Origin of the sequence: Xanthomonas sp. 1678 (assembly GCF_031455575.1) — a bacterium.
In the GTDB taxonomy this organism is placed as follows: domain Bacteria; phylum Pseudomonadota; class Gammaproteobacteria; order Xanthomonadales; family Xanthomonadaceae; genus Xanthomonas_A.
The window spans coordinates 243,648-270,015 of record NZ_JAVDSZ010000001.1 but is presented as its reverse complement, the minus strand read 5'-3'; the positions used below and the strand labels follow the sequence as shown (position 1 = coordinate 270,015).

14 protein-coding genes and 1 riboswitch are annotated in these 26,368 nt (G+C 70.2%); of the genes, 5 read left to right on the top strand and 9 right to left on the bottom strand.

Annotated features, from left to right (window positions below; genetic code table 11):
* Positions 1–68: 68 nt before the first annotated feature.
* On the top strand, positions 69–2,072 hold the full coding sequence (locus tag J2Y70_RS01265) for a M2 family metallopeptidase (protein ID WP_309912462.1): 2,004 nt from the start codon (positions 69–71) through the stop codon (positions 2,070–2,072).
* Between the two features lie 30 nt (positions 2,073–2,102).
* On the opposite strand, the gene J2Y70_RS01260 is transcribed toward J2Y70_RS01265, so the two are convergent.
* The 3 genes from J2Y70_RS01260 to J2Y70_RS01250 are packed head-to-tail and all read right to left on the bottom strand — an operon-like array spanning position 2,103 to position 4,354.
* A complete protein-coding gene (locus tag J2Y70_RS01260) occupies positions 2,103–2,633 on the bottom strand; it encodes a GNAT family N-acetyltransferase (RefSeq protein ID WP_309912460.1) in 531 nt (176 codons plus the stop codon).
* A gap of 3 nt (positions 2,634–2,636) precedes the next feature.
* Positions 2,637–3,050, bottom strand: a complete 414-nt coding sequence (locus J2Y70_RS01255; protein ID WP_263397592.1) for a hypothetical protein — start codon at positions 3,048–3,050, stop codon at positions 2,637–2,639.
* A gap of 53 nt (positions 3,051–3,103) precedes the next feature.
* The gene (locus J2Y70_RS01250) at positions 3,104–4,354 is read right to left on the bottom strand and encodes a multidrug effflux MFS transporter (protein ID WP_309912457.1); all 1,251 of its coding nucleotides are present in this window, start codon (positions 4,352–4,354) and stop codon (positions 3,104–3,106) included.
* 331 nt (positions 4,355–4,685) lie between these two features.
* Positions 4,686–4,792: riboswitch (glycine riboswitch) on the top strand.
* 101 nt (positions 4,793–4,893) lie between these two features.
* Here J2Y70_RS01250 and gcvP point away from each other — a divergent pair.
* Positions 4,894–7,755, top strand: a complete 2,862-nt coding sequence (gene gcvP, locus J2Y70_RS01245; RefSeq protein WP_309912456.1) for an aminomethyl-transferring glycine dehydrogenase — start codon at positions 4,894–4,896, stop codon at positions 7,753–7,755.
* Positions 7,756–7,976: 221 nt separating this feature from the next.
* On the opposite strand, the gene J2Y70_RS01240 is transcribed toward gcvP, so the two are convergent.
* Entirely contained in the window at positions 7,977–8,426 is a 450-nt protein-coding gene (locus tag J2Y70_RS01240) for a helix-turn-helix domain-containing protein (RefSeq protein ID WP_263397589.1), read from the bottom strand.
* 82 nt (positions 8,427–8,508) lie between these two features.
* Here J2Y70_RS01240 and J2Y70_RS01235 point away from each other — a divergent pair, with 82 nt between their 5' ends.
* The gene (locus J2Y70_RS01235; protein ID WP_309912453.1) at positions 8,509–9,000 is read left to right on the top strand and encodes a DUF2938 domain-containing protein; all 492 of its coding nucleotides are present in this window, start codon (positions 8,509–8,511) and stop codon (positions 8,998–9,000) included.
* Between the two features lies 1 nt (position 9,001).
* Positions 9,002–9,790, top strand: a complete 789-nt coding sequence (locus tag J2Y70_RS01230) for a methyltransferase domain-containing protein (protein WP_309912451.1) — start codon at positions 9,002–9,004, stop codon at positions 9,788–9,790.
* Between the two features lie 240 nt (positions 9,791–10,030).
* Here J2Y70_RS01230 and J2Y70_RS01225 read toward each other — a convergent pair whose 3' ends face one another.
* Positions 10,031–10,756, bottom strand: coding sequence for a hypothetical protein (locus J2Y70_RS01225; protein WP_309912449.1), 726 nt, complete (start codon positions 10,754–10,756; stop codon positions 10,031–10,033).
* A 60-nt stretch (positions 10,757–10,816) separates the two neighbouring features.
* Positions 10,817–12,286: a GGDEF domain-containing protein gene (locus J2Y70_RS01220; protein ID WP_309912447.1), complete on the bottom strand. Its 1,470-nt coding sequence runs from the start codon at positions 12,284–12,286 to the stop codon at positions 10,817–10,819.
* A 446-nt stretch (positions 12,287–12,732) separates the two neighbouring features.
* Here J2Y70_RS01220 and J2Y70_RS01215 point away from each other — a divergent pair, with 446 nt between their 5' ends.
* Positions 12,733–14,838, top strand: a complete 2,106-nt coding sequence (locus J2Y70_RS01215) for a catalase (protein WP_309912445.1) — start codon at positions 12,733–12,735, stop codon at positions 14,836–14,838.
* A gap of 991 nt (positions 14,839–15,829) precedes the next feature.
* Here J2Y70_RS01215 and J2Y70_RS01210 read toward each other — a convergent pair.
* The 3 genes from J2Y70_RS01210 to J2Y70_RS01200 form a co-directional block, all read right to left on the bottom strand.
* The gene (locus J2Y70_RS01210) at positions 15,830–16,993 is read right to left on the bottom strand and encodes a zinc-dependent alcohol dehydrogenase (RefSeq protein ID WP_309912443.1); all 1,164 of its coding nucleotides are present in this window, start codon (positions 16,991–16,993) and stop codon (positions 15,830–15,832) included.
* Between the two features lie 119 nt (positions 16,994–17,112).
* Complete coding sequence (locus J2Y70_RS01205; RefSeq protein WP_309912441.1) at positions 17,113–17,337, bottom strand: hypothetical protein; 225 nt, start codon at positions 17,335–17,337, stop codon at positions 17,113–17,115.
* The gene (locus J2Y70_RS01200; protein ID WP_309912439.1) at positions 17,334–26,021 is read right to left on the bottom strand and encodes a glucoamylase family protein; all 8,688 of its coding nucleotides are present in this window, start codon (positions 26,019–26,021) and stop codon (positions 17,334–17,336) included. The genes J2Y70_RS01205 and J2Y70_RS01200 overlap by 4 nt, the downstream gene beginning before the upstream one ends.
* Between the last annotated feature and the right edge of the window lie 347 nt (positions 26,022–26,368).

The following is a 26,368-nucleotide window of genomic DNA, read 5'->3' as shown; positions in this document are numbered from 1 at the left end:
CGGACGGCCCTTGCGGCCGGCGGGGCGGACCACTAGCCTTCGTCGCATTCGCCACCGAAGGATCCGCCGTGAACCACCGCCCCCTGCTGCTTGCGCTGTGCATCGGCGCGAGCGTGCTTGCGCTGTCCGCGTGCCGCAAGGAAGCCAACCCCGAGACCGCCGCCGCGCCGGCACCGGCCGCGCCCGGCGAGAGCGCCGACCAGTTCGTCGCCCGCATCAACGAGGAGTACCGCGCGCTGCTGCCGGAGCTGACCTCGGCGCAGTGGCTGTCGATCACCTACATCAACGGCGATTCCGAACGGCTGGCGTCCAAGGCCAACGAGCGCTGGCTGACCACGCTCAACGGCTGGATCGCGCAGGCCAAGCGCTACGAAGGCAAGCCGATGTCCGCCGACAGCGCGCGTGCGCTGCAACTGCTGAAGCTGATGACCGCGATGCCGGCGCCGCGCGATGCGGCCAAGCTGGCCGAGCTCGCGTCGCTGGCCTCGAAGATGGAAGGCGCCTACGGCGCGGCCACCTATTGCACCGGCGAGGGCGACGCGCGCCGCTGCCGGCAGCTGGGCGAACTGGAGGACGTGCTGCGCCGCAGCCGCGACTACGACCAGCAGCTCGACGCCTGGCAGGGCTGGCACGGCACCGCGCAGCCGCTGCGCCAGGACTACCAGCGCTTCGTCGAACTGGTCAACGAAGGCGCGCGCGACATGGGCTACGCCGACACCGGCGCGATGTGGCGCAGCGGCTACGACATGCCGCCGGCGCAGATCGCCGCCGAGACCGACCGGCTGTGGACCCAGGTCAAGCCGCTGTACGAGCAACTGCACTGCTACACCCGCGGCAAGCTCGACGCCGAGTACGGCAAGGACAAGGGCGAGGTCGCCGGCGGCCTGCTGCCGGCGCACCTGCTCGGCAACATGTGGCAGCAGGACTGGAGCAACCTGTGGGACCTGCTGCAGCCCTACCCCGGCGCCGGCAGCCTGGACATCACCGACACCCTGGAAAAGCAGTACCAGAGCAACCTGGGCGCGGCGCTGGCGCGGCGCAATGGCGACACCTCGCCGGAAGCGCGGTTCATGGCCCAGCGCGAGGCGCAGCTGCAGAGCGCCAAGCAGATGACCGAGCGCGCGCAGGATTTCTACACCTCGCTGGCGATGCCCAAGCTGCCGGACAGCTACTGGGCGCGCAGCCAGTTCATCAAGCCGCTGGAGCGCAACGTCGTGTGCCACGCCAGCGCCTGGGACATGGACATGGCCGGCGACGTGCGTACCAAGATGTGCATCAAGCCGAACGAGGAAGACTTCACCACCATCTACCACGAGCTCGGCCACATCTATTACGACCTCGCCTACAACCCGTTGCCGCCGCTGTTCCAGGGCGGTGCCAACGACGGTTTCCACGAGGCGATCGGCGACACCATCGTGCTGGCGATGACCCCGCAGTACCTGCATTCGATCGGCCTGGTCGAGGCGCCGCAGCTCAGCCGCGAGGCGCTGATCAACGCGCAGATGCGCATGGCGCTGGCCAAGGTGTCGTTCCTGCCGTTCGGGCTGATGATCGACCGCTGGCGCTGGGGCGTGTTCGATGGCTCGATCGCGCCGGACCACTACAACCAGGCATGGTGGGAGCTGAAGGCCAAGTACCAGGGCGTGGCCCCGCCCACCCCGCGCGGCGAGGACTTCTTCGACCCCGGCGCCAAGTACCACGTGCCCGGCAACACCCCGTACACGCGCTATTTCCTGTCGCACATCCTGCAGTTCCAGTTCTACAAGGGCCTGTGCGACGCGGCAGGCTACAAGGGCCCGCTGTACGAGTGCACCTTCTACGGCAACAAGGAGGCCGGACAGAAATTCTGGTCGATGCTGCAGCGTGGCGGCAGCCAGCCCTGGCAGCAAACGTTGAAAGAGCTGACCGGCAACGACAAGCTCGACGCCGCGCCGCTGCTGGAATACTTCGCGCCGATGCAGGAATGGCTCACGCAGCAGAACCAGGGGCAGATGTGCGGGTGGGAGGTGCCGAAGGCGACGCAGGCAGCCGCCACGACAGCTCCCGCCACGCCTGCGCCCAGGCCACAGTAAGCGCCGCGGCGCGGCAGCGTGGCCGCCGACTCAATCGTCGGCCAGCCGCGCCCAACGCTCATGATCGCGCCAGATGCCACCGATGCGCAGATAGCGCGGCGAATAGCCTTCGTGGCGGAACCCGGCGCGTTTGACCAGCGCCAGCGAGCGCGCGTTGTCCGGCTGGATGTTGGCCTCCACCCGGTGCAGGCCCAGCTCGGAGAACGCATAGGCCACGCACAGCCGCAGCGCGTGGGTCATCAGCCCGCGGCCTTCGCAGCCGGCCATCGCGTGGTAGCCCAGGTAGGCGCTCTGGAAGCAGCCGCCGACGATCTGGCTGAAGGTGAACAGGCCGGCGACCTCGCCACTGTCGCGTGCGCGCGCCAGCAGCGCGACGTTGCTGCCGTCCAGGGTCTGCGCGTACCAGGCGTTGAAGCCGGGCACGTCGGTGAACGGATACGCCCACGGATGATGCAGGTCGACGCTGGCGCGGTGCGCCTGGATCAGCGCCAGGCCGTCGCGGCGCCGCACCCGCGCCAGCGACACGGCGGCGTCGGCGGCCTGGCTCGCGCTCTGGCCCATGGCTCAGCCCGGCAGCGCCGCGCTGTCGCCGCGCTGCATGACCTGCGCGTGGCGGTCCTTGAACTCGTCGAAGCTCAGCCCCTGCGCCAGCGCATCGGCGTGCGCGGCGTCCTTCAGCGCATCCGAATACACCAGCCGCACCGGCGTGCCGGCGCGTTCGTGCATTTCCGCCGCCTGCATGATCAGCGACAGCACCTGCGCGGCGCTCTCGCTCTGCCCGGCGATGCGCCCGTCCATGCCCAGCACCCACTCGCCGTCGCGGCGCACGATGCCGGCCAGCAGCGTGCGTTGCTGGTCGCGCAGTTCGGCGTGCGGTTCGATCGAGGTGGCCGCCGCGGCGGCGGCCTCGCTGCGGTGGCGCAGGCGTTCTGCAAGCTTCTTGCGCACGTCGCGGCGCTGCTTGGACTGGATGGACATGCGGTTTCCTCAACGATGACGCGACGACGATAGCCCAAGCGCGCAGCCGATGCTCATACCGGATCGGCCGGTTCCAGCTGCGGCACCTGCGAGCCCGGGCGCGGCAGGCGCCGGCCGCTGCGCCGCTCCCAGCGCCAGAACGCCCAGCCGAGCAGGAAGAACGCGCCCGAGCCCAGCGCCAGGTGGATCGGGCGGCCGCTGAGCAGCGGCGACAGTACCCCGGCCACCACCGCGTTGACCATCAGTTGGGTGAAGGCCTGCAGCGACGAGGCCAGCCCGCGCTGGCGCGGGTACATGTCCAGCACCGCCAGCGCCAGGATCGGGAAGATCAGCGCCATGCCCACCCCGGCGACGAAGATCGGCAGCACCGCCCACGGCAGCGCGATCTGCGGCGCGAGCGCGGTGTAGGCGATGTTGCCGACCATCGACACGCCGCAGCAGATGAAGCCGATGCGCACCTGTCGCGTCGGCCCGATGCGCCCGGCCATGCGCCCGGACAGGAACGAGCCCAGGGTCATGCCGCCGATGGTGGGGATGAACAGCCAGGCGAAGTCGCGCTCGGTCAGGTGCAGCAGGTCGATGACGAACACCGGCGCCGAGGCGATGTACAGGAACACGCCGCCGAAGTTGAACGCGCCGGCGGCGGCCAGGCGCTGGAAGCGCGCGTTGAACGCGATGGCGATGTAGTCGCGCAGCAGCGTGCGCGGCGCCAGCGGAGTGCGCGCCTGCGGCGGGTGCGTCTCCGGCATCCAGCGCAAGGTGGCGACCAGCAGCAACAGCGAGAACCCGACCAGGAACCAGAAGATCAGCGGCCAGCCGGCGCCGGTGGCCAGCAGCCAGCCGCCGATGATCGGTGCGATCGCCGGGGCGATGCCGAAGATCATCGACACCTGGCTCATCAGCCGCTGCGCGTCGTGGCCGTGGTACAGGTCGCGGATCACCGCGCGGCCGACGATCATGCCCACGCCGGCGGAGAAGCCCTGCAGCGCGCGGAACGCCAGCAGCGTGTCCAGATCGCGCGACAGCGCGCAGCCGGCCGAGGCCAGGATGAACACCACCAGCCCGCCGACGATCACCCGCTTGCGCCCCCAGGCATCGGACATCGGCCCATGCGCCAGGCCCATCAGCGCGTAGGCCAGCAGGTACACGCTGACCGTCTGCTGGATCGCCACCGGATCGGCGCGCAGGCGCTGCGCCAGCTGCGGGAACGCCGGGAAGATGGTGTCGATCGAGAACGGGCCGAACATCGCCAGCCCGGCCAGCAGCAGTGCCAGGCGGCGGGTCGAGATCGTCGGGAGCGTCATGCGGGGATCCTGGAAGGCCGGTCGCGACAGGCGGCGAACGCGCGACGGCACCGCCCGACGGTGGGCGGCGCTTGGGGAAAAAGGAGAGTGCCCATGATAAGCCCTGGCGGACGCCGCGTTAAGCGCCGCACCGGCCTGCCCATGCCCATGCGCCGGATGACCGCCATCGCGTTCAGCAAGCCGCGGCGGACGCCCCGCCCAGGCATGCGCGCGCCGCCGCCGTGGCCGCCGCCGGCCACGCTATAATCGCCGGGCAGCATGGTGGGAGAAGCGGGGCGACCCGCTGCCGAAGGCGCAAACGCCCGTAATCGCTCAGGCCCGATACCACCCGCACCAAGACTCTGGAGAGACCGGTCCAACCCGGCGCCGAAGGGGCACGAAGCGCAGCGCACCCGCCGCCGCTTCCAAACTCTCAGGCAAAAGGACAGAGGGGCAGTGGGAAGACATGTGGCTTCCCGTCGGTCGTGTCCGCAGTTGCGGCCGACGGCGGCATCCGTGCGTCCTCCGCCCTTCGTGCCCTCCTCTGCCGGACGACCGCCATGTCTAAGACCCCCTCGCTGCGCGACCTCGAACACCACTCGGCCTTCGTCGAGCGCCACATCGGCCCGAACGACGCCGAGATCGCGCACATGCTGCGCGCCGTCGGCCACGACTCGCTGGAGGCGCTGACCGACGCCATCGTCCCCGCCAAGATCAAGTCGCCGCTGCCGCTGGCGCTGCCCGAGGCGATCACCGAAGAAGAGGCGCTGGCCAAGATCCGCGCCATCGCCGAGCGCAACCAGGTGCTGCGCAGCTTCATCGGCCAGGGCTACTACGGCACCCACACGCCGAAGGTGATCCTGCGCAACATCCTCGAGAACCCGGCCTGGTACACCGCCTACACCCCGTACCAGGCGGAGATCTCGCAGGGCCGCATGGAAGCGCTGATCAACTTCCAGACCATGTGCGCGGACCTGACCGGCATGGAGATCGCCAACGCCTCGCTGCTGGACGAGGCGACCGCCGCGGCCGAGGCGATGACCCTGGCCAAGCGCTCGGCCAAGGCCAAGTCCGACACCTTCTTCGTGCACGACGCGGTGCATCCGCAGACCCTGGAACTGCTGCGCACCCGCGCCGAGCCGCTGGGCATCGTGCTGCGCGTGGGCACGCCGGAAGAGGCGCTGCAGGCCGAGTGCTTCGGCGTGCTGCTGCAGTACCCCGACAGCTTCGGCCATATCGGTGATCACAAGGCGCTGGCCGACGCGGTGCACGCGCGCGGCGGCCTGGTCGCGGTGGCCACCGACCTGCTGGCGCTGACCCTGATCGCCGCGCCCGGCGAATGGGGCGCGGACATCGTGGTCGGCAACTCGCAGCGCTTCGGCGTGCCGTTCGGCTTCGGCGGTCCGCACGCCGCGTTCATGGCCTGCCGCGACGCCTACAAGCGCTCGATGCCGGGCCGCCTGATCGGCGTGTCGATCGACGCCGCCGGCAATCCCGCCTACCGCCTCACCCTGCAGACCCGCGAGCAGCACATCCGCCGCGAGAAGGCGACGTCCAACATCTGCACCGCGCAGGTGCTGCTGGCGGTGATGGCCTCGATGTACGCGGTCTACCACGGCCCCGACGGCCTGACCCGCATCGCCCGGCGCACCCACCGCCTGGCCGCGATCCTGGCCGCGGCATTGCGCAGCGCCGGCGTCGCGGTCGGCGAGCGCTTCTTCGACACGCTGCACGTCAAGGCGATCGACGCCGAGGCGATCCACGCCAAGGCGCGCGCGGCCGGCATCAATCTGCGCGCGATCGACAGCGAAGCGGTCGGCATCAGCCTGGACGAGACCAGCACCCGCGCCGACGTGATCGCGCTGGCGCAGCTGTTCGGCGCGCAGGCGGATATCGAGGCGCTCGACGCCGCCACCGCCGATGCGCTGCCGCAAGGCCTGCTGCGCAGCAGCGCGTTCCTGCAGCACCCGGTGTTCAACACCCACCACAGCGAGCACGAACTGCTGCGCTACATGCGCGCGCTGGCCGACAAGGACCTGGCGATGGATCGCACCATGATCCCGCTGGGCAGCTGCACGATGAAGCTCAACGCCACCGCCGAGATGATCCCGGTGACCTGGCCGGAATTCGGCGCGATCCATCCGTTGGCCCCGGCCGAGCAGTCCGTCGGCTACAAGCAGCTGATCGACGAACTGGAAGCGATGCTGGTCGAATGCACCGGCTACGACGCGGTGAGCCTGCAGCCCAACTCCGGCGCGCAGGGCGAATACGCCGGCCTGCTGGCGATCCGCGCCTACCACCGCGCGCGCGGCGAAGCGCATCGCGACATCTGCCTGATCCCCGAATCGGCGCACGGCACCAACCCGGCCTCGGCGCAGATGTGCGGCATGAAGGTCGTGGTCACCAAGTGCGACGCCAACGGCAACGTCGATGTCGACGACATCCGCGCCCAGGCCGAGAAGTACAGCGATCGCCTGGCCGCGCTGATGATCACCTACCCGTCCACCCACGGCGTGTTCGAGGAAGACGTGGTGGCGATCTGCGAGGCGGTGCATGCGCACGGCGGCCAGGTCTACACCGACGGCGCCAACATGAACGCCCTGGTCGGCGTGGCCAGGCCCGGCAAGTGGGGCTCGGACGTGTCGCACCTGAACCTGCACAAGACCTTCTGCATCCCACACGGCGGCGGCGGCCCGGGCGTAGGCCCGTGCGCGGTGAAGTCGCATCTGGCGCCCTACCTGCCGAAGACCCTGGGCGGCGAAGGCGACGTCGGCATGGTCAGCGCGGCCAGCTTCGGCAGCGCCTCGATCCTGCCGATCAGCTGGATGTACATCACCATGATGGGCAACGCCGGGCTGCGCAAGGCGACCCAGGTCGCGCTGCTCAACGCCAACTACATCGCCAAGCGCCTGGCCCCGCACTACAAGACCCTGTACACCGGCCGCAACGGCCTGGTCGCGCACGAGTGCATCCTCGACGTGCGCCCGCTGGAGAAGACCACCGGCATCGGCGCCGAGGACGTGGCCAAGCGCCTGATCGACTTCGGCTTCCACGCGCCGACGCTGAGCTTCCCGGTCGCCGGCACGCTGATGGTCGAGCCGACCGAGAGCGAATCGCTGCACGAACTGGACCGTTTCATCGACGCGATGATCCAGATCCGCGAGGAGATCGCCGCGATCGAGGACGGCCGCCTGGATCGCGAAGACAATCCGCTCAAGCACGCCCCGCACACCGCCGCGCAGGTCACCGCCGGCGAGTGGACGCATGCCTATCCGCGCGAACTGGCCGCGTTCCCGCTGCCCACGCTCAAGCAGGCCAAGTACTGGCCGCCGGTGGCGCGCGTGGACAACGTCTACGGCGACAAGAACGTGATGTGCGCCTGCATCCCGGTGGACGCGTACAAGGACGACGTGGTGGCGTAACGCTCCGCGTCGCTGCGCCGTTACTACCAAAGCCGGCCGCGCACGTCGCGGCCGGCTTTTTTTTGACGCGTATAGCCCGGCACTTGCCGGACGCGGCGCAAGCCCGATACGGAAAGCAGTCTCGAAGACTCGCGGGCATCCACCCTGTGGGGGCTTTCCGAACTCGGCGCGATCGGCCCGCACGCTGTTTTCCATGCGGCGCACGAGCATCCTGATGGCCTTCAGCGCGGCGGGAGGCGCCTGGCTTGGCGCTTGAGCACCGCCGGGGACGCCGCGCCTTGCTGCAACCGGCCTGCGGCAGCGGCCTTGAGCAGCCGCTGGAAGGTCGGGCATTGCGCATGATGGACGGCAGGGCATGCCGCGGCATGGCGCAGTCCCTGGCTCATCGTGCGGAGACGTTTGATGGTCGCGTCGATGTCGTCGGCCTTCGCCGACAGCAGCGTTCTGTCCACCTGCAGCGCGCCGCCGGAACCGAGCATGGCGTGGATGTCGTCCAGCGACAGCCCCCCGGCCTGCCCCAGCGCGATCAGCGCCAACTGGTCGAGCGCGTTCGGCGCGAAGTGCCGCCGGCCACCCGCCGCGCGGCTTGCCGGGAGCAGCCCCTTCTTCTCGTAGAACCGCAGCGTGGAGGCCGGCACGCCGGTGCGCTTGGCGACTTCGGCAATGTCCATCGCACACCTCTTGACTTGAAGTTGACTTCAACTTCTACCATGCCATTGAAGCTCCACTGGAGCAATCGACAAAGGAACAGGCATGGCGTGGATGGATGCGGTACGGGTGATGCTGGTCGGGATCGGCGCCACCGCCGTCATGGATGCATGGCTGCTGGCCCTCAGGCGCGTGGGCATGCCCACGCTCGACTACGCCTTGGTCGGGCGCTGGGCGGGGCACCTGCGTCGCGGCATGTTCGCGCATGCCCGTATCGGGGAGGCTGCGCCGATACCGGGCGAGCGGGCGCTCGGCTGGGCGATCCACTATGCCGTCGGCATCGCCTTCGCGGCGCTGATGGTGGCCGTGCAGGGTCTTGCCTGGTTGCGCGAACCCGCCTTGTTGCCTGCCGTGGCGATGGGCATGGCGACCGTCGTGGTGCCGCTGTTGGTCATGCAGCCCGCCATGGGCGCGGGATTCGCAGCGTCGAAGACGCCCACGCCATTGAGGAACTGCCTGCGCAGCCTGGCGACACACGCGGTATTCGGGGCAGGGCTGTTTCTTTCGGCCGCGTTGATCGAACTGTCGGGAGCCTGACATGAAGACCGATCAGATCCATTTCCACGATGGCGCGGCATATGAGCGGTACATGGGAACGTGGAGCCGGCTTGCGGGGAACACGTTCCTCGACTGGCTCGCACCGCAACCGGACCAGCGCTGGCTGGACGTCGGCTGTGGCAATGGCGCCTTCACCGAAATGCTCGTCGCGCGCTGTCGCCCGGCCTCGGTACAGGGGGTGGACACTTCCGAGGAGCAGCTTGCCTACGCGCGCATGCGGCCTGGGCTTCGCGCCGCGCAGTTCCGCCGAGGGGACGCGATGGCGCTGCCTTGCCCCGACAGCGCGTTCGATGTCGCCGTCATGCCCTTGGTGGTGTTCTTCGTTCCCGATCCGGCCAAGGGCATTGCCGAAATGGAACGCGTGGTGCGCCCTGGCGGCACCGTTGCCGCTTACGCCTGGGACATGCCGGGCGGCGGCTTTCCGTATGAAGCGCTACTGGCGGAAATCCGCCGGCTTGGCATCGCGGTTCCGGCACCGCCGAGTCCCGAGGCGTCACGGATGGAGGTCATGCGGGAGTTGTGGGCTGGCGCTGGTCTGGATGCGATTGATACGCGGGAAATCGACGTGCGCCGCACGTTCGCCGGCTTCGACGACTTCTGGGCGACGGTCCTGGGAGCGCCGAGCGTGGGAGCGACGCTCGCGACGATGGCGACCGAGGACCTGGCCGTTCTCAAGGCACGCCTACGGGCGCGCCTGCCAGCGGAAATTTCCGGCCGTCTCACCTGCAGCGCCCGCGCCAATGCGGTGACGGGGCGTGTTCCGCAATAGCCCTGCCCTGGCCTGGAAGAACAGCTCATCCGTGCCGGCGACACCGTAAATGGACAAGCGCCTGAGCGTGTCGGCGTGATGCGCGACCGGCGAGCGGACGCACGTCTACCCGCGCGAACTGGCTGCATTCCGGTGGATGTGTACAAGGACGACGTGGTGGCGTCGCTCTCCCTGCCACGCACCGAAGAAGACGCCAGCCATGTACGCGGCGCTGGCGTGCTTTTGCGAAGCGCACCGCGCTCAGTCGCGCGCCACGCCGGGATCGAAGGCGAAGCCGTCGCCGACCTGCTGCAGGCAGCGCAGCGGCTGCTTGGACAGCTGGCGCCAGTGCGTGCGCAGTGCGCTGTCCTCGATGCTGCCACCACTCAGCTTGGCCTTGCCGGTCAGGTAGTTCACGCTGATCTCCGTGACCTCGCCGCTACCGCGGTGCACGCCGCGCATGTCGTAGCCGATCAGTTGGAAACAGTCCTGCCGGTAGCGGAACAGGAAGGTCGTCTCGGAGGTGTTCCAGCTTCCGGCGCTGGAGAACTGGTGCAGGTTGACCGAGAACGCGCCCCGCGCAATGGCGGGTTCGCCGCCATCGAGATAGTCCTCCATGTTCGGCGCGTCCGGCCGCGGGATCAGCGTGTGGTCGCGCAGCGCCAGCCGGTAGCCGTCGCCCTCGGCGAAGGCCGCCGCCAGCATGCGCGGGTTGGTGTCGAAGCGGTCCGGGCCGAAGCCGCCGTTGTCCAGCACGTTGCGCGGATCGGCCATCTTCAGCACCAGCAACAGGTCGGCGCGGCCATCGCCGTTCAAATCGCCGCGGCGCTCGAACTCCAGCGTCCAACCCGACGGCACGAACGCGGCGGCATCGCGGCCGTGCGCGGGCAGCGGCGGATAGGTGACCGCGGGCGGTTCCAGCGCCTGCGCGGCGGCGGACGCGGCAAGCAGCAGGGGCAGACACGACCACGCGAACCTGGGCGCCATCGCACTCTCGAACATGCAGGAAGGAGCCGTCATGGTGGCACGAATGCCGGCCGCCACGCCTCAGCCCGGCGCGGCCAGGCCCGGCGCGTCCGCCGCCGCATCCTGCGCGTGCGCGCAGCAATTGCGGCCGTTGCGCTTGGCGCGGTACAGCGCGGCGTCGGCGTGGTGCAGCAACTCGATTGCCGCATCGGCGGTGGCCGGACGGGTGGCGATGCCGATGCTGACCGTGACCACCCCCATCGGGCTGGCCGGATGCGGGATCTGCCGCTGCGCGATCGCCGCCAGCAGGCGCTGCGCGATCGCGTCGGCGGCGTCGGCCGCGGTGTCCGGCAGCACCACCGCGAATTCCTCGCCGCCGTAGCGCGCCACCGTGGCGGTATGCGCGGGCAAGGCTTCGGCCAGCGCGGTGGCCACCTCGACCAGGCAGGCGTCGCCGACCACGTGGCCGTGGCTGTCGTTGAACTGCTTGAAGAAGTCGATGTCGATCATCAGCAGCGAGCAGTCCATGCCGCTGTCCAGGTCGCGCAAGCGCGCCGCCAGGCCGACCCGGTTGGCGATGCCGGTCAGCGGATCGCGCGCCACCTGCTGCTGCAGACGACGCGTGCTCAAGCGGCTCATGCGTTGGATTTCCAGGTGCTCGCTGTGCAGGAACGCCACGTGCACCCCGTACACCATCACCGCCAGCGTGGCCGCGGCCATGCCCCAGACGAAGCTCACCCGCGCCACGCTGATCGCCAGCAACAGCACCGCCAGCGAGAACACGATCGGCGCGAACGCGGCGATCAGTTCCGCGCCGCGCAAGGTCGGCCGCGCGCGGCGCAACCAGCGTCCGCGCGGCAACGACGCGACCAGCACCAGCACCGCGCCGGGCAGGTCGATCAGCAGCCCGCCCCACCACGGCAGCCCGCCCAGCTCGATGCGGTTGTACAGCGCCGCCACCGCGCCATTGACCCACAGATAGGCGCTGGCGGTGAAATAGAAATGGCGGCGGCTGCAACCGCCAGCGCCGAGCAGCCGCAGCGTCGCCATAGACGCCAGCAGCAGACCCATCGCATCGCCATGGTTGATGATCAGGCTGACGTCCGGTTCGGAGAAGCCATCGCTGGAGGACAGCGCCAGATCGATCAGCAGATACAGCAGGCCGGCACCGGCCAGCGCCAGCAACGCGTCCAGCGCCACGATCAGCCGCGGCTGCGGCCGGTTGAACGAGCGCGCGATCAGGAACAGCGCCGGCAGCATCGACGAGCCGGAGAACATCACCCCCAGCTTCTGCAGCGCCGGGCCGTGCTGCGGCAACAGCAGCGCCAGCAGGTTGCAGCCGGTCCACAGCATCTGCACGCCGACCATGCACGCCAGCAGCCGCCACGGCATCCGGTCCACCACCGACGCATGCCGCAGCCGGCGCAGCACCGCCAGCACCGCCATGGCCTGCACCGCCAGGCCGCACCAGTGCGCCGCGGGCGTGCCGGTGCCGCCGCCATGCGCGACCACGGCATGGGCGAGCAACAATCCGATGACGACGATAGGCAACACTACGTTCGGTCTCCGTCACACGATAGGCCGGCGGCGCACTGCATCGCAGCCGCTGCCGATGTTCGCCCCTCCCACGCGGGGGCGCGTCGATGGAGCCAGACTCAACGCACTATCGGCGCCGCGCCGCGATTCTGTAGCGCCAGCTCGGCGGAGACGCCCGCTCCGCCACTCGAACCCTCGATCGTAGTGCCTGCACCGTTGCGCAAACCGGACCCCCATCGCAGCTGGCCACACCCGGCGCAGCGGCAAGCCACCAGGTGCGCCCTGCTCGCGCCGCGTCGCGACCTGCAGCGCCTCGCATGGCGAGCGGAAGGTGCACGGACCGTTCACGCCCCGCGGCACAGCATCGAGCGGATGCTCCATCGCTTTTCCTGCAGCACGTGCGTTTCCTGCCGCACGCGCTGCCTTCTGCCGTTTCGCCCCATCCCCCGGAGCATCATCCCATGGCCAGCCCGCCGCGCAAGCCCAGCAAGTCCAGCACTCCCGTCGATACCAGCGCCGTCGCCGACCGGCGCGGCCATGGCGACGAACTGCACCAGAGCGCCGGCGGCACGCATCCGCCGCTGACCACCAACCAGGGCATCCCGGTCGCCGACAACCAGAACTCGCTCCGCGCCACCCCGCGCGGGCCGACGTTGCTGGAAGACTTCATCCTGCGCGAGAAGATCACCCACTTCGACCACGAACGCATCCCCGAGCGCATCGTGCACGCGCGCGGCAGCGCCGCGCACGGCCATTTCGAGCTGACCGCCTCGCTGGACCAGTACACCACCGCCAAGATCCTCACCGAGGTCGGGGTGAAGACGCCGGTGTTCACCCGCTTTTCCACCGTCGCCGGCGGTGCCGGTTCGGTGGACACGCCGCGCGACGTGCGCGGCTTCGCGGTCAAGTTCTATACCAAGGAAGGCAACTGGGACCTGGTCGGCAACAACATCCCGGTGTTCTTCATCCAGGATGCGATCAAGTTCCCGGACCTGATCCACGCGGTGAAGATGGAGCCGGACCGCGGCTTCCCGCAGGCGGCCAGCGCGCACGACACGTTCTGGGACTTCGTCTCGCTGACCCCCGAATCGCTGCACATGATCATGTGGGCGATGAGCGACCGCACCATCCCGCGCTCGCTGCGCATGATCGAAGGCTTCGGCATCCACAGCTTCCGTCTGCTCGATGGCAACGGCAACAGCACCTTCGTCAAGTTCCACTGGCGGCCCAAGCTGGGCCTGCAATCCACGGTCTGGGACGAGGCGGTGAAGCTGGCCGGCGCCGATCCGGACTTCCATCGCCGCGATCTGTTCGAGGCGATCCAGCACGGCGATTTCCCGGAATGGGAACTGGGCGTGCAGCTGTTCACCGAGGAAGAGGCCGACAAGTTCCCGTTCGACCATCTCGATTCCACCAAGCTGATTCCCGAGGAACTGGTGCCGCTGAAGATCGTCGGACGCATGGTGCTGGACCGCTGGCCGGACAACTTCTTCGCCGAGACCGAGCAGGTGGCCTACTGCCCGGCCAACATCGCGCCGGGCATCGACTTCTCCAACGATCCGCTGCTGCAGGGCCGCCTGTTCTCCTACCTGGACACCCAGCTCAGCCGCCTGGGCGGGCCGAACTTCCACCAGATCCCGATCAATGCGCCGAAGTGCCCGTTCGCCAACCTGCAACGCGACGGCCAGATGCAGATGAGCGTGCCCAAGGGCCGCGTCGCCTACGAACCGAGTTCGCTGCAGGACGACACCCCGCGCGAGAGCGCGCGTGGCTTCCCCAGCCACGCCACGCCGGGCGAGCACGGCAGCAAGGGCCGGGGGCGCGCGGCGAGCTTCGCCGACCACTACAGCCAGGCGCGCATGTTCTTCCGCAGCCAGAGCAAGCCCGAGCAGGCGCACATGGCCTCGGCGCTGGTGTTCGAGCTGTCCAAGGTGGAGACCGCGCATGTGCGTGAGGCGGTGGTCGGGCATCTGCGCCACGTCGATCCGGCGCTGGCGCAGCGCGTGGCCGACGGCCTGGGCATGGCGGCGCTGCCGCCGGCACCGCCCGCAGCGGTAGCGCCGCAGGACATGCCGCCGTCGCCGGCGCTGCAACTGATCGGCAAGATGAAGCACACCCTGCAGGGACGCGCGATCGGCATCCTGATCCACGACGGCTCCGACGCGGCGACGGTGCAGAGCCTGCAGAAAGCGGCGCGCGATGCCGGCGCCACGGTCAAGATCGTGGCGCCGAAGCTGGGCGGCGCCACGCTCAGCAACGGCAAGAAACTGGCCGCGGACGGGCAACTGGCCGGCACCCCGTCGTTCGTGTTCGACGCGGTGGCGGTGGTGCTGTCGGCCGAGGCCGGCAAGCAGCTGAGCAAGGACGCGGCGGCGGTCGATTTCGTCAGCAACGCCTTCGCGCACCTGAAGGCGATCGCCGCCGATGCCGGGGCGCAGCCGCTGCTGAAGGCCGGCAACGTGGCCAAGGACGCCGGCGTGCTGGAAGCCGGCAACGGCAAGGGCTTCATCGAGGCTGCCAAGACCCGCCAGTGGGACCGCGAACCGAAGCTGCGCATGCTCGCCTGAGCCTGCGCCGCGCGCGGCACGTTGAACCCGACCGCGCCATGCTTCCGCATGGCGCGGTCTTGGTTTGGGCCACGGGTGGCTAGGTGGCGGGCGTGGCGCTGGCTGGGGGGGCGGACCAGCGGATCGGCGGATCGGCCGGAGCCGCCGGCCCGGCCGCGTCTTCGCCATCGCGGCCGGAGGCGATGGTCCTCGCCAGTGGGGCCGAACCGGCATCGCCGGCATTCCGCGCCGGTGGCGGAGACGGTCCGAACTTCGCCCTGTCTAATTTTTCGCCACGTCTCTTGACAGTCTTGTGGCACGTGGCCGCGACGGGCTTATCCACACCCTTATGCAGAAGTCATCCACACCCCTTGTGGACAACGTCGCTGCTTACGGCGCAGCAGACGCCAAGCACCAAGTTATTGAAAAACAAGAAAATTCAACAACACCCTCTTGACAATTGCCGATCTGCGCCGGGACCCGCTGCTGTCTCGCAGCAGAGCCGGGACAAAACTTATCCCGAGGCTTGGCCGCCTTGCGCATCATTCTGCGTTCATCGCTGAATGCGCGTTGCCCCGGCGCTGGCGGCCTCCTGCGCAGGCCGCGGATCGTTGCCGTCATGAGACGGACATGGCCGTCAATCCGGCGCTTGTTCGCCGGGCGCGTGGCCAACGTCGGCGAGACGCTTTCGCGCCGACCCTCACCCCAACCCCTCTCCCGGAGGGAGAGGGGCTAGGCTTCTCCTTCTCCCCTCGGGAGAAGGTGCCCCGAAGGGGCGGATGAGGGTACGGGCGAAGCCTCGTGCACCCAAACCCATCGGGTCGCTTCGCGCCGGACCCTCACCCCAACCCCTCTCCCGGGGGGGAGAGGGGCTATGTCTCGGCTGTCAGAGCGGTCATGGGAGCCGCCGCACAGGCTCAGGCAAGAAGAGGCACGCTCAGGCCAGAACAGCGTTCTTCGGGCGCAGCACAGCCCTCGCTCGCGCGGCGCAGCGAGCGCGGCACGGCCCGGTTCACGGGGTCAGGATGACCTTGCGGCAGTCCTGTTCCTTCTTGTCGAAGATCGCGTAGCCTTCGGCCGCCTGCGCCAGGCGCATGCGGTGGGTGATGATCTCGTTCGGCTTCAGCCGGCCTTCGCCGATGTGCTCCAGCAGCTCCGGCATGAAGCGCTGCACGTGGGTCTGGCCCATCTTGAAGCTCAGTCCCTTGTCGAAGGCGTCGCCGAACAGGAAGCCGTGGATGAAGCCGGCATACACGCCGGGCACGCTGACCGTGCCGCCGCGGCGGGTGGCGGCGATGCACTGGCGCAACGCGGTGCCGCTGCTGCCTTCCAACTTCAGCGTGGCCATCACCGTCTCCACGGTGCTGCCCTTGGCCTCGAAGCCGACCGCGTCGATGCTCGCATCCACGCCGCGGCCGTCGGTCTGGCCGACGATGATGTCGGCCGGATCGTCGATCTCCTCGAAATTGAGCGGGATCACGCCGTAGGTCTTCTGTGCGAAATCCAGCCGGTACGGATAGCGGTCGACCATGAAGATGCGCTCGGCGCCGAGCATGCGGCAGCACGCGGCGGTCATCAGCCCGACCGGGCCGGCGCCGAAGATCGCCACGGTGCTGCCCTGGCGCACGCCGCCATTGAGCGCGGCCTGGTAGCCGGTGGGCAGGATGTCGGACAGGAACAGCACCTGCTCGTCGTGCAGCACATCCGGCACCACCAGCGGGCCGACGTTGGCCTTGGGCACGCGCACGTACTCGGCCTGGCCGCCGGCCACGCCGCCGTACAGATGGCTGTAGCCGAACAGCGCCGCCGGCGGGCGGATGCCCTTCTGGTTCAGCGCCGCGCCCTTGCCGGTGTTGGTGGTCTCGCAGGCGGCGTATTCGGTCAGGCGGCAATGGAAGCATTCGCCGCAGGCGATCACGAACGGGATCACCACGCGGTCGCCCCGCTTCAGCCGCTGCACGCCCGGGCCGACCTCTTCGACCACGCCCATGAATTCGTGGCCGAGCACGTCGCCGTCGTGCATGTCGGGGATCTTGCCGCGGTACAGGTGCAGGTCCGAGCCGCAGATCGCGGTCGCGGTGACGCGCAGCACGATGTCGTCGGCATCGACCAGTACCGGATCGGGAACGGTTTCGACGCGCACGTCTTTGGTGCCGTGATAGGTGAGGGCTTGCATAGGAGGGGGTCCTGTTGCGACGGCGTGGACTGCAGTGTGGCCGCGGGCGGCGTGCAACCCGGGTGACCATGCCGTGAGCCCTGCGTCGCGGCACGGCGCCAATCCGTTCAGCGCGACATTCAGGGAGGCAGCAGATGCGCGTCGATGGCGTATTCGGCGAGCATCGCCGCCAGCGCCTGCCGCGCCCGCGCGCGATCGCATGGCGCGGCCGCATCCAGCAGTTCCTGCGCGAGCACGCCGAACTGCGGCCAGAATTCGGCCGGATCGCGCAGATGCGCGATCCATTCCGGCAGCATCGTCGCCAGATGCGCCAGCGCCGCCTGCGTCTGCGCGTGCGTGTTCACGACGGCGCGCGCGGCTGCCGCCATTGCACGCGGTGCACCGCGCCGTCGTCGGCCAGCGCGATGCGCGCGTCCGGCTGGCGCAGGCCGTCCACGAACAGGCCTGCGCCGTCGGTGGCGTCGCCTGCCTGGCCGGCGGCGTGCTGCAGCAGTTCGATGTGGTACGTGCTGCTGCCGTGGCGGTACTGCAGTTCGCAGCGCTCCCAGTCGGCCGGCAGGCACGGCCGCAGTTGCAGGCTGTCGCCTTCGCGCTGCAGGCCCAGCAGCGATTCGACCAGCAGCCGGTACATCCACCCGGCCGAACCGGTGTACCAGGTCCAGCCGCCGCGGCCCACGTGCGGGGCCACGCCGTAGACGTCGGCGGCCAGCACGTAGGGTTCGACCTTGTAGCGCTCGCTGGCCGCCGCATCCAGGCTGTGCCGGATCGGATTGATCATCCGCGCCAGTTCCCAGGCGCGTTCGCCATCGCCGAGCCGGGCGAAGGCCATCGCCGCCCACACCGCCGCGTGGGTGTACTGCCCGCCGTTCTCGCGCACGCCCGGCACGTAGCCGCGGATGTAGCCGGGATCGTGCTCGATGCGGTCGAACGGCGGCTCCAGCAACTGGATCAGCCCGGCATCGCGCTTGACCAGGTGCCGATCCAGCGCGGCCATCGCCTGCCGCGCGCGCGCCGGCTCGGCCGCGCCGGACAGCACCGACCAGCTCTGCGAGATCGAGTCGATGCGGCATTCGGCGTTGTGCGCCGAGCCCAGCGCGGTGCCGTCGTCGAACCAGGCGCGCCGGTACCAGTCGCCGTCCCAGGCATGCGCCTCCAGGTTGCCGCGCAGCGCATGCGCCGCCGCGTCGCATTCTTCGGCGAAGGCGGCGTCGTCGCGGCCGCGCGCCAGCGCCGAGAACTGCTGCAGCACGTGGAACAGGAAGAAGCCCAGCCACACACTCTCGCCCTTGCCGCCCTCGCCCACCCGGTTCATGCCGTCGTTCCAGTCGCCGGTGCCGATCAGCGGCAGGCCGCGCTCGCCGAGCAGCGCCATGCCGCGGCGCAGCGCCTGCACGCAGTGCGCGTACAGCGGCGCGCGCTGGGCCGACGGCGCCGGCAGGTCGTAGTACGACTCCTCGTCGGCGCCGACGTTGCGGCCCTCGATGTAGCGCACCTCTTCGTCGAGCACGCCGCGGTCGCCGGTGACCTGCAGGTAGCGGCACGCCGCCAGCGGCAGCCACAGGTAATCGTCAGAGCAGCGCGTGCGCACGCCGCGGTCCTGCGGCGGATGCCACCAGTGCAGCACGTCGCCCTGCGGGAACTGGTGCGCGGCGCTGGCCAGCAGATGTTCGCGCGCCAACTCCGGCGTGGCATGGACCAGCGCCATCATGTCCTGCAGCTGGTCGCGGAAACCGAACGCGCCGCCGGACTGGTAATAGCCGCTGCGCGCCAGGTAGCGGCAGGCCAGGGTCTGGTACGGCAGCCAGCCGTTGACCAGCAGATCCACGCTGGGATCGGGGGTCTTCACCTGCAGCCCGCCGAGCAGGTGGCGCCAATGGATGCGCACCGCGTCCAGCGCGTCGTGCGCGGCATCGCGGCCGCGCATGCGCCGCGCCAGTTCCACCGCGGCGGCATGGTCGGCGCCGGCGCCGAGCCGGAACACGATCTCGCACTCGGCGCCGGCGGCCAGGGTCAGCGGCACCTGCAGCGCCGCGCACGGGTCCATCCCGGCCCCGAGGCGCCCGGACAGGCGTTCGCGGCGCAGCGCCTGCGGATCGGCCATGTCGCCGTTGCGGCCGAGGAATTCGGTGCGGTCGCCGGTGCAGCTGCGCGTCGCCGCGTCCACGTCGAAGAACGCGGTGCGCGCGGCGAACTCGGCGTTGTACGGATTGCGCGCCAGCAGCGCGCCCTGCACGCCGTCCTGCTCGCTGACCACATGCATCTGCGACTTCACCCGCAGGTCGCCCAGCACCCACTCCACGTAGCCGGTGGCCGACAGGCGACGGCTGCGGCCGGTCAGGTTGCGCAGCTTCAGCACCGAGAACTTCACCGCCTCGTGCAGCGCCACGTACACCCACAGCTCGCTGGCGATGCCGTCCTGCACGTGCTCGTAGACGCTGTAGCCGAAGCCGTGGCGGGTGCGGTAGTCGCCTTCGCCGCGGCGCGGCAGCGCCTGTGGCGACCACACCCGGCCGCTGTCCTCGTCGCGCAGGTAGAACGCTTCGCCGCAGGCGTCGGCGACCGGATCGTTGTGCCACGGCGACAGGCGGAACTCGTGCGCGTTCTCGAACCAGGTGTAGCCGGCCGCGCTCTCGCTGAGCACGGTGCCCAGTTGCGCGTTGGCCAGCACGTTGGACCACGGCGCCGGGGTCGGCGCGCCCTCGCGCAGCGCGATCAGGTATTCGCGGCCGTCGGCGGCGAAGGCGCCGGTGCCGTTGTCGAACAGCGCCTGGCCATGCGCCGGCGCGAACGGCCACGGATCCTCGTGCGCCTCGTCGCCGGCGGCCGCGGCCGGCAGGTGCTCCTGCGCCTCCGCCAGCGCGGCGGCCGGCAACGGCACCAGTTCGGGCATGCCGCGTGGCGGCGGCAGATGCCGGCCGATCTGCGCGGCCAGGGTGCCGCGCTGGTCGCTGACGATGACCCGCGCCACCACCTGCAGCAGGATGCGGTCTTCCTGCGAGATGTTCTGCACCGGGCGCACGAAGATGCCGCCGGGGCGCTCCAGCACGCTGACGTCCGGATCGGCCGCGATCATGCCCAGGATCTGCTCCTGCAGCTGTTGCCGGTAGCCGCTCTGGCTCTCGTTCCAGATCACCAGGTCCGCATGCAGCCCCTTGAGCCGCCAGTACGCGTGCGCCTGCACCATCTGCCGCACCAGTTCGATGTTGTCGGCATCGCCGATCTGCAGCAGCGCGATCGGCAGGTCGCCGGAGATCGCATGGCCCCACAGTCCGGACTGGCCGCGCCGGTTCTGCAGCAGTAGTTCGCTGTCGGCGCGCAGCGCCGGATGCACGTACACCATCAGCCCGGCCAGGCGTTCGTACAGCTGCGCGTCGGCCTGCGAGGCGTTGATCTGGCGGCGCACCACCTGGCTGTGGGTCCAGGCCAGGTCGAACACGCGATCGGCCAGGCGCCGGTCGCGGTATTTGTCGATCAGCGCCGTGCACGCGTCGCGGTCGCCGCCGACGCCGTAGACGATGTCGATCATCGCGGTCTGCTCCGGCGCCAGCACGATCCGGCAGCGGATCGCCACCACCGGGTCGAGCACCGAGCCGGCGGTGTCGGACAGTGCCGCATCGTGGCTCAGCGCGCGCGGATTGCGCGCCGTATTGCCGCGACCGAGGAAGCGCGCGCGGTCGGTCTCGTAGGAAATCGCGTCGACATGCGCATCGTGCACCGCCACCAGGTGGAACATCCACGGCGCGACCTCGTCGTGCGTGCGGGTGCGCCGCGTGCACAGCAGCGCCTGCCGGTCGCGGGCGATCTCGGTCTGCACGAACAGGTTGCTGAAGGCCGGGTGCAGTTCGTCGGCGATGGCCGGCGCCAGCACCACTTCGGCATAGGTGGTGATCTCGATGGTGCGCGGCTGCCGCGAGCGGTTGCTGATCCGCAGCCGGCGCAGCTCGATGTCGTCCTCGGCGGAGATCGCCACTTCCATGTGCGTGTCGAAGCCGCGCTTGCGGCCGCGGAATTCGGCCTTGGCGTCGGAGAAGATCGCCTCGTAGTGGTCCACCGCCACCGCGGTGGGCTGGTAGGCGGCCGACCAGTAGTCGCCGCTGTCCACGTCGCGCAGGTAGCAGAAGCTGCCCCAGTGGTCGCGGGTGCCGTCCTCGCGCCAGCGGGTGATGGCCATGTCGCGCATGCGGCTGTAGCCGCCGCCGGCGCTGGTCAGCAGGCCGTGGTAGCGGCCGTTGGAAAGCAGCTGCACCGCCGGCCGCGGTGCGCCCGGATCGCGGAACACGCGCAGCTGGGTCTCGTCCTCGCGCTCGTCCTGGGCATTGCGTACGGCGCCGTCGGCTTCCTGCGGATGGAACACGCCCACGCGCGGAATCCGCTCCTGCAGCAGCAGCAAGGTCGCCTGGAACTCGGCATCGGCGGCGAAGCGCTTCTGCATCGGCTGCTCGCGCAGCAGGTGGTCCAGCGCCAGCAGCCCCATGCCCTGGTGATGCGCCATGTACGAGCGGATCAGTGCGTAGTCCTGGCCGGGCGGCACCCGGCTGGGGGTGTAGTCGATCGCCTCGTGCAGGCCGAAGCGGCCGCCGAAGCCGGCCTCGGCCAGCCGCTGCAGGTTGGCGCAGGCCGCTTCCGGTGCCACCATCAGCGCCATCATGCTCGCGTACGGCGCGATCACCAGGTCGTCGCCGAGCCCGCGCTTGAGGCCCAGCCCGGGCACGCCGAACGCGCGGTACTGGTAGTTCATCCGCGCATCGACCGCGTTGTAGCCGGACTCGGACACGCCCCACGGCACCGCGTGCCGCGCGCCGTGCGCGATCTGCGCATTGACCGCATGCACGGCGGTCTGGTCGAGCAAGGTGTCGGCATAGCTGGGCATCACCAGCTGCGGCATCAGGTATTCGAACATCGAACCGCTCCACGACAGCAGCGTCGCTTCGCCGTCGACCTCGGTGAGCTGGCGCCCGAGCGCGAACCAGCTTTCCTGCGGCAGCTGGCCCTGGGCGATGGCGACGAAGCTGCACAGCCGCGCCTCCGAGGCCAGCAGGTCGTAATAGCCCTGGTCCAGGCGCCGCTCGTCGACGTTGTAGCCGATCGCCAGCAGGCGCCGCGCCGGGTCGTAGAGGAACGCGTATTCCATCAGCGACAGCTGCCCGGCGATGTGCGCCAGGCGCTCGAGCTGGTGGATGCGCGCGCGGGCGCGCTCGGCGGCCGCGGCATCGTGGGTCTGCGCGGCCAGCGCGCGCAGCGTCGGCAGCGGCGCCTCGGTCGCGGCGATGGAGGCCGCGTCGCCGTCGGCCGCCGTCGCCCACGGTGCGAACTCGCGCAGTTCCTGCTGCGCCGCGCCGCACGCATCCAGCAGCACCTGCGGCCAATGCGGTGCCAACGCGTCGGCGGAGTGCTCGGCGGTGGGCGCAGGCGCAGGCCAGCGCGCGGCAATGGCCTCCGCCTGCACAGCCAGCGCGCACAGCGCGTGCCAGGCCTGCGCCAGCGTCTGCGGCGGGGTCGCGCGCAGCGCCTGCAGGCGCAGCTCGACGTCCTGCAGCGCCGGCTGCAGCGCGGCCGCTGCGGCCGGGTCGGCGGCTGCAGTCTCGCGCAGCACGCCGAGCGTGTCGGCCAGTCCGTCGAAGGTGGCCGCCGCCAGCAGCGGCGCATCGCACAGCGCCAGCAGGCCCTGGCGCAGGGTCAACAAGTGCCCGGCCAGGTTGCCGCTGTCCACCGTCGACAGGTAGGCCGGCGGCAATGGTTGCAGGGTCTCGGTGTCGTACCAGTTGTAGAAATGGCCGCGATGCCGCGGCAGCGTCTCCATCGTCGTCAGGGTCAGCCGGGTGCGCTCGATCACCCCGCCCGGCTGCAGGTAGCCCAGGTCGTAGGCGGCCAGGTTGCCGAGCAGGGCCAGACCGATGTTGGTCGGCGAGGTGCGCCGCGCCACCACCAGCTGCGGATGCTCCTGCACGTTGTCCGGCGGCAGCCAATGGTCCTGCGCGCGCATGTGCACTTCGAAGAAGGCCCAGGTACGCCGCGACAGCCGGCCGAGGAACGCGCGTTGCGGCGGCGCCAGCTGCGCGCGGCGTGGCGCGTCGGCATGCCCCATCCACGCCATCAGCGCCGGGGCGACGATCCACAGCGCCAGGATCGGCGCGGCGACCCACAGCGCATGCGGCTGCCACCACGCCAGCGCGGCCAGCAGCGCCAGCGCGAGCAGCGCCGCCGGCGCCATGCCACCCAGTTCGGCCGCGTTGCCGTGGCCGAGGCTGCGCGCCACGTCGCTGGATGCATGCCACTGCAGCAGGCGCCGGCGGCTGACCAGCATGCGCCACAGCGTGCGCGCGATCGCCAGCGCGGCGTAGCCGGCTTCGTACGGCAGGCAGGCCAGCGCCACCAGCGCGCGTTGCAGTTGCGTCGCCAAGGCCTTGGCCAGCGTGCCCAGGTGCATGCGCCAGGCCATGTCCAGCGGCTTGGCGACCAGATCGTGCAGCGCCGGCACCACGATCGGCAACACCAACAGGCCCAGCAGCCAGGCGGTCCATGCCGCCGGCCGCGGCAGCCACAGCCAGCCGATCGCCAGCAACGCGGTGACCGCGATCGGCACCAGGCTGCGGCGCAGGTTGTCCAGCAGCTTGCCGCGCGACAGGATCGACAGCGGATTGCGCCGGTAGCGCCCGGCGGCGTCCGGCACCCACGGCAACAGCCACGGCAGCAGCTGCCAGTCGCCGCGGATCCAGCGCGCGCGGCGCTTCACGTCGGCGGCGTAGCGCGCCGGGTAGTCCTCGAACAGGCGCACGTCGCTGACCAGGCCGGCACGCGCGTAGCAGCCTTCCAGCAGGTCGTGGCTGAGGATGCGGTTGTCGGGCAGGCGCCCGTCCAGCGCCTGTTCGAACGCGTCCACGTCGTAGATGCCCTTGCCGACGAACGAGCCTTCGCCGAACAGGTCCTGGTACACGTCGGACACGGTGCGCGTGTACGGATCGATCCCCGGCTCGCTGCCGAACAGGCGCGCGTAGCGGGTGATGCGGTGGCCGCTCATGCTGCTGCCCACGCTCGGCTGCAGGATGCCGTAGCCGCGGGTCACCCGGCCCAGGGCGGGATCGATGCGCGCGCGGTTCAGCGGATGCGCCAGGGTCGCGACGAACTCGCGCGCCGCATCGCGCGGCAGCCGCGTGTCCGCGTCCAGGGTGATCACGTAGCGCACCTGCGCCAGCAGCGCGGTCGCGCCGATCACCGCGCTGAAATCGGCATCGGCCGCGCCGCCGCGCAGCAGCCGGTTCAGCGCCGCCAGCTTGCCGCGCTTGCGCTCGTGGCCGATCCAGGCGCGTTCGCCGGCGCTCCACAGGCGCGGGCGGTGCAGCAGGAAGAAGCGGTCGCCGCGTTCGGGCGCGTAGCGTTGGTTGAGGCTGGCGATGTGCTGCGTCGCATGCTCGAGCAGCACCGCGTCGCCGGGCAGCGTCGCCTGCGCGGCGTCCAGGAAATCGGTCAGCAGCGCGAAATGCAGCTGCACGTCGCGATTGGCCAGGAACCGCACTTCCAGCGCCTCGGCCAGTTCGTCGATCGTGGCCGTGCCGCTGAGCATGCTCGGCACCACCACCAGGGTGCGCGCGCCGGTCGGAATGCCCTTGGAAAAGTCCATCCGCGGCAGCGTGCGCGGCGCCACCAGCAGCGTCGCCGCCCAGTTGACCAGCGCCACGCCCAGCTCGCTGAACGCCAACGCGCCCAGCAGCGCGGTCGTCGCCCACAACCATGCCGGCACCGCGGCCAACGCATGCAACTGCTCGAGCAGCGTCCAGGCCCCGAAGGCGGCGATCGCCGCGATCGGCAGCAGATACGCGGGCAGCGGCAGCGTGCGCCGGGCCACGTGGGGCCGCCGGCGCGCGCGCGGCAGGGCGGCGATCGCCGCGGGCAGGTCGCGCTGGCCGTCGTCGACCAGGTAATAGCCGACATGGCGCCGGTCGTCCGCGGACGCGGCGTGCGCCAGCTGCAGCACGCACTCGGCCACCGCCTCTTCGCTGGCGCCGCTGCGCCGCGCCAGCAGCTCGACGCTGTGCCGGTAGCTGTCGCGGGTCTGGAAATCCATCTGCGCATAGGTACCTTGCGGATCGCGGCGCAGATGCGCTTCGACCACGCTCAGGTCCTCGACGAAATCGCGCCAGTCCATCGTCGCCAGAAAACGCAGGCTGGCGATGCTGTTGCTGATCGAGACCTGGTCGGCGGCCTGCTGCTGGCTTTCCGCGTGCACCATCTGGTCGATGCGCTGGCCGCCGTCGGCCAGCCACTGCTCGACCCAGGTGACCGGCATCGCCAGCACCCCGCCGCGCCCATGCAGCCCGCGCACCAGCTCGGCGACGAAGGCGCCGGACAGCGGCGGCTGCGAACGCGCCATGTCCGCGACCACCAGCACCACACTCTTGGGATCCTCCGTGGCGCTGGTATTGAGCCGGTCGGCCCAGTCGCTGGCCAGGCGGTGGTCGATGCCGTCGCGCATCACCCGCGCCGCGACCCGGCGCAGGTTCTCCAGCAGGCCCAGGCGCAGCATGATCGGGATCGCCCACAGCTCGCCCAGCATCAGCGGCGTCACCGTCTGGTAGGCGGCGATGAAGCGGCTGGCCATGTCGGCATCGATGCGGCCGTCGCCGTGGGCGATCGCATCCATCGACAAGGCGTACACGCGCGGCAATCCGGCCGAGACGCCCTGCGCCAGCGCCGGCAGCTGGCGGCTGTAGCCGGCCGGCAGATGGCGCCGCGCGATCAGGATCTGTTCTTCGACCAGGTAGAAGTTGTCCAGCAACCACTCGCCGGCCGGGGTGACGCGGATACCGTCGCGGACCATCGCCGCAAGCATCGCCAGCGCATCGCGCAGGACGTCCTCGTTCTGCTTCAGCCGCGCCAGCAGCACCTCGGGGCTGCGCCCGCCGCGCACCCGGTGGCTGCGGGCCAGGGCTTCGCCGTGCGCCGCCATCTGTTCGGCGCTGAGCAGCTGCGCGCGCAGCGGCTCTTCGGCCGGCGGCGGCTTGCGGCCGCGTTGCAGGAACCGCGCGCGCATGCCGGAAAGGCCGCGCCGATAAGGAAGCAGCCGTCTACGCAACGCACGCCAGGGGGACGCCATGATGATCCAGAGGGGCCACAGAGCCCGCTTGGCGCCATGCTTAACAGGCGCCAGCAGCGCCAGGCGTGAATGCGGGCAGCACGCTGCGCGCGATTGCCGAGCGCGTTCGCCACGTCGCACCAGGCGCCGCCGCACTGCGGTTGACGCTGCGGCCTGCGCACAGCGCGGCAAGTGCGTTCAGGCGCCGATGCGCGCGGTGTCGCCGGCGGGCGCAACTCGCCGCGATTGCGGCGCGACTGCGCAGAATGCAGGCGCCGCAAAACCAGGCGCACGCGCCGACGATG

Excerpts from the sequence above, each read along its gene's own strand:
- J2Y70_RS01260 (WP_309912460.1), bottom strand. The coding sequence starts at position 2,633 with ATGGGCCAGAGCGCGAGCCAGGCCGCCGACGCCGCCGTGTCGCTGGCG.
- J2Y70_RS01255 (WP_263397592.1), bottom strand. The coding sequence starts at position 3,050 with ATGTCCATCCAGTCCAAGCAGCGCCGCGACGTGCGCAAGAAGCTTGCA.
- J2Y70_RS01250 (WP_309912457.1), bottom strand. The coding sequence starts at position 4,354 with ATGACGCTCCCGACGATCTCGACCCGCCGCCTGGCACTGCTGCTGGCC.
- gcvP (WP_309912456.1), top strand. The coding sequence starts at position 4,894 with ATGTCTAAGACCCCCTCGCTGCGCGACCTCGAACACCACTCGGCCTTC.
- J2Y70_RS01240 (WP_263397589.1), bottom strand. The coding sequence starts at position 8,426 with ATGGACATTGCCGAAGTCGCCAAGCGCACCGGCGTGCCGGCCTCCACG.
- J2Y70_RS01235 (WP_309912453.1), top strand. The coding sequence starts at position 8,509 with ATGGCGTGGATGGATGCGGTACGGGTGATGCTGGTCGGGATCGGCGCC.
- J2Y70_RS01230 (WP_309912451.1), top strand. The coding sequence starts at position 9,002 with ATGAAGACCGATCAGATCCATTTCCACGATGGCGCGGCATATGAGCGG.
- J2Y70_RS01225 (WP_309912449.1), bottom strand. The coding sequence starts at position 10,756 with ATGGCGCCCAGGTTCGCGTGGTCGTGTCTGCCCCTGCTGCTTGCCGCG.
- J2Y70_RS01215 (WP_309912445.1), top strand. The coding sequence starts at position 12,733 with ATGGCCAGCCCGCCGCGCAAGCCCAGCAAGTCCAGCACTCCCGTCGAT.
- J2Y70_RS01210 (WP_309912443.1), bottom strand. The coding sequence starts at position 16,993 with ATGCAAGCCCTCACCTATCACGGCACCAAAGACGTGCGCGTCGAAACC.
- J2Y70_RS01200 (WP_309912439.1), bottom strand. The coding sequence starts at position 26,021 with ATGCGCGCGCGGTTCCTGCAACGCGGCCGCAAGCCGCCGCCGGCCGAA.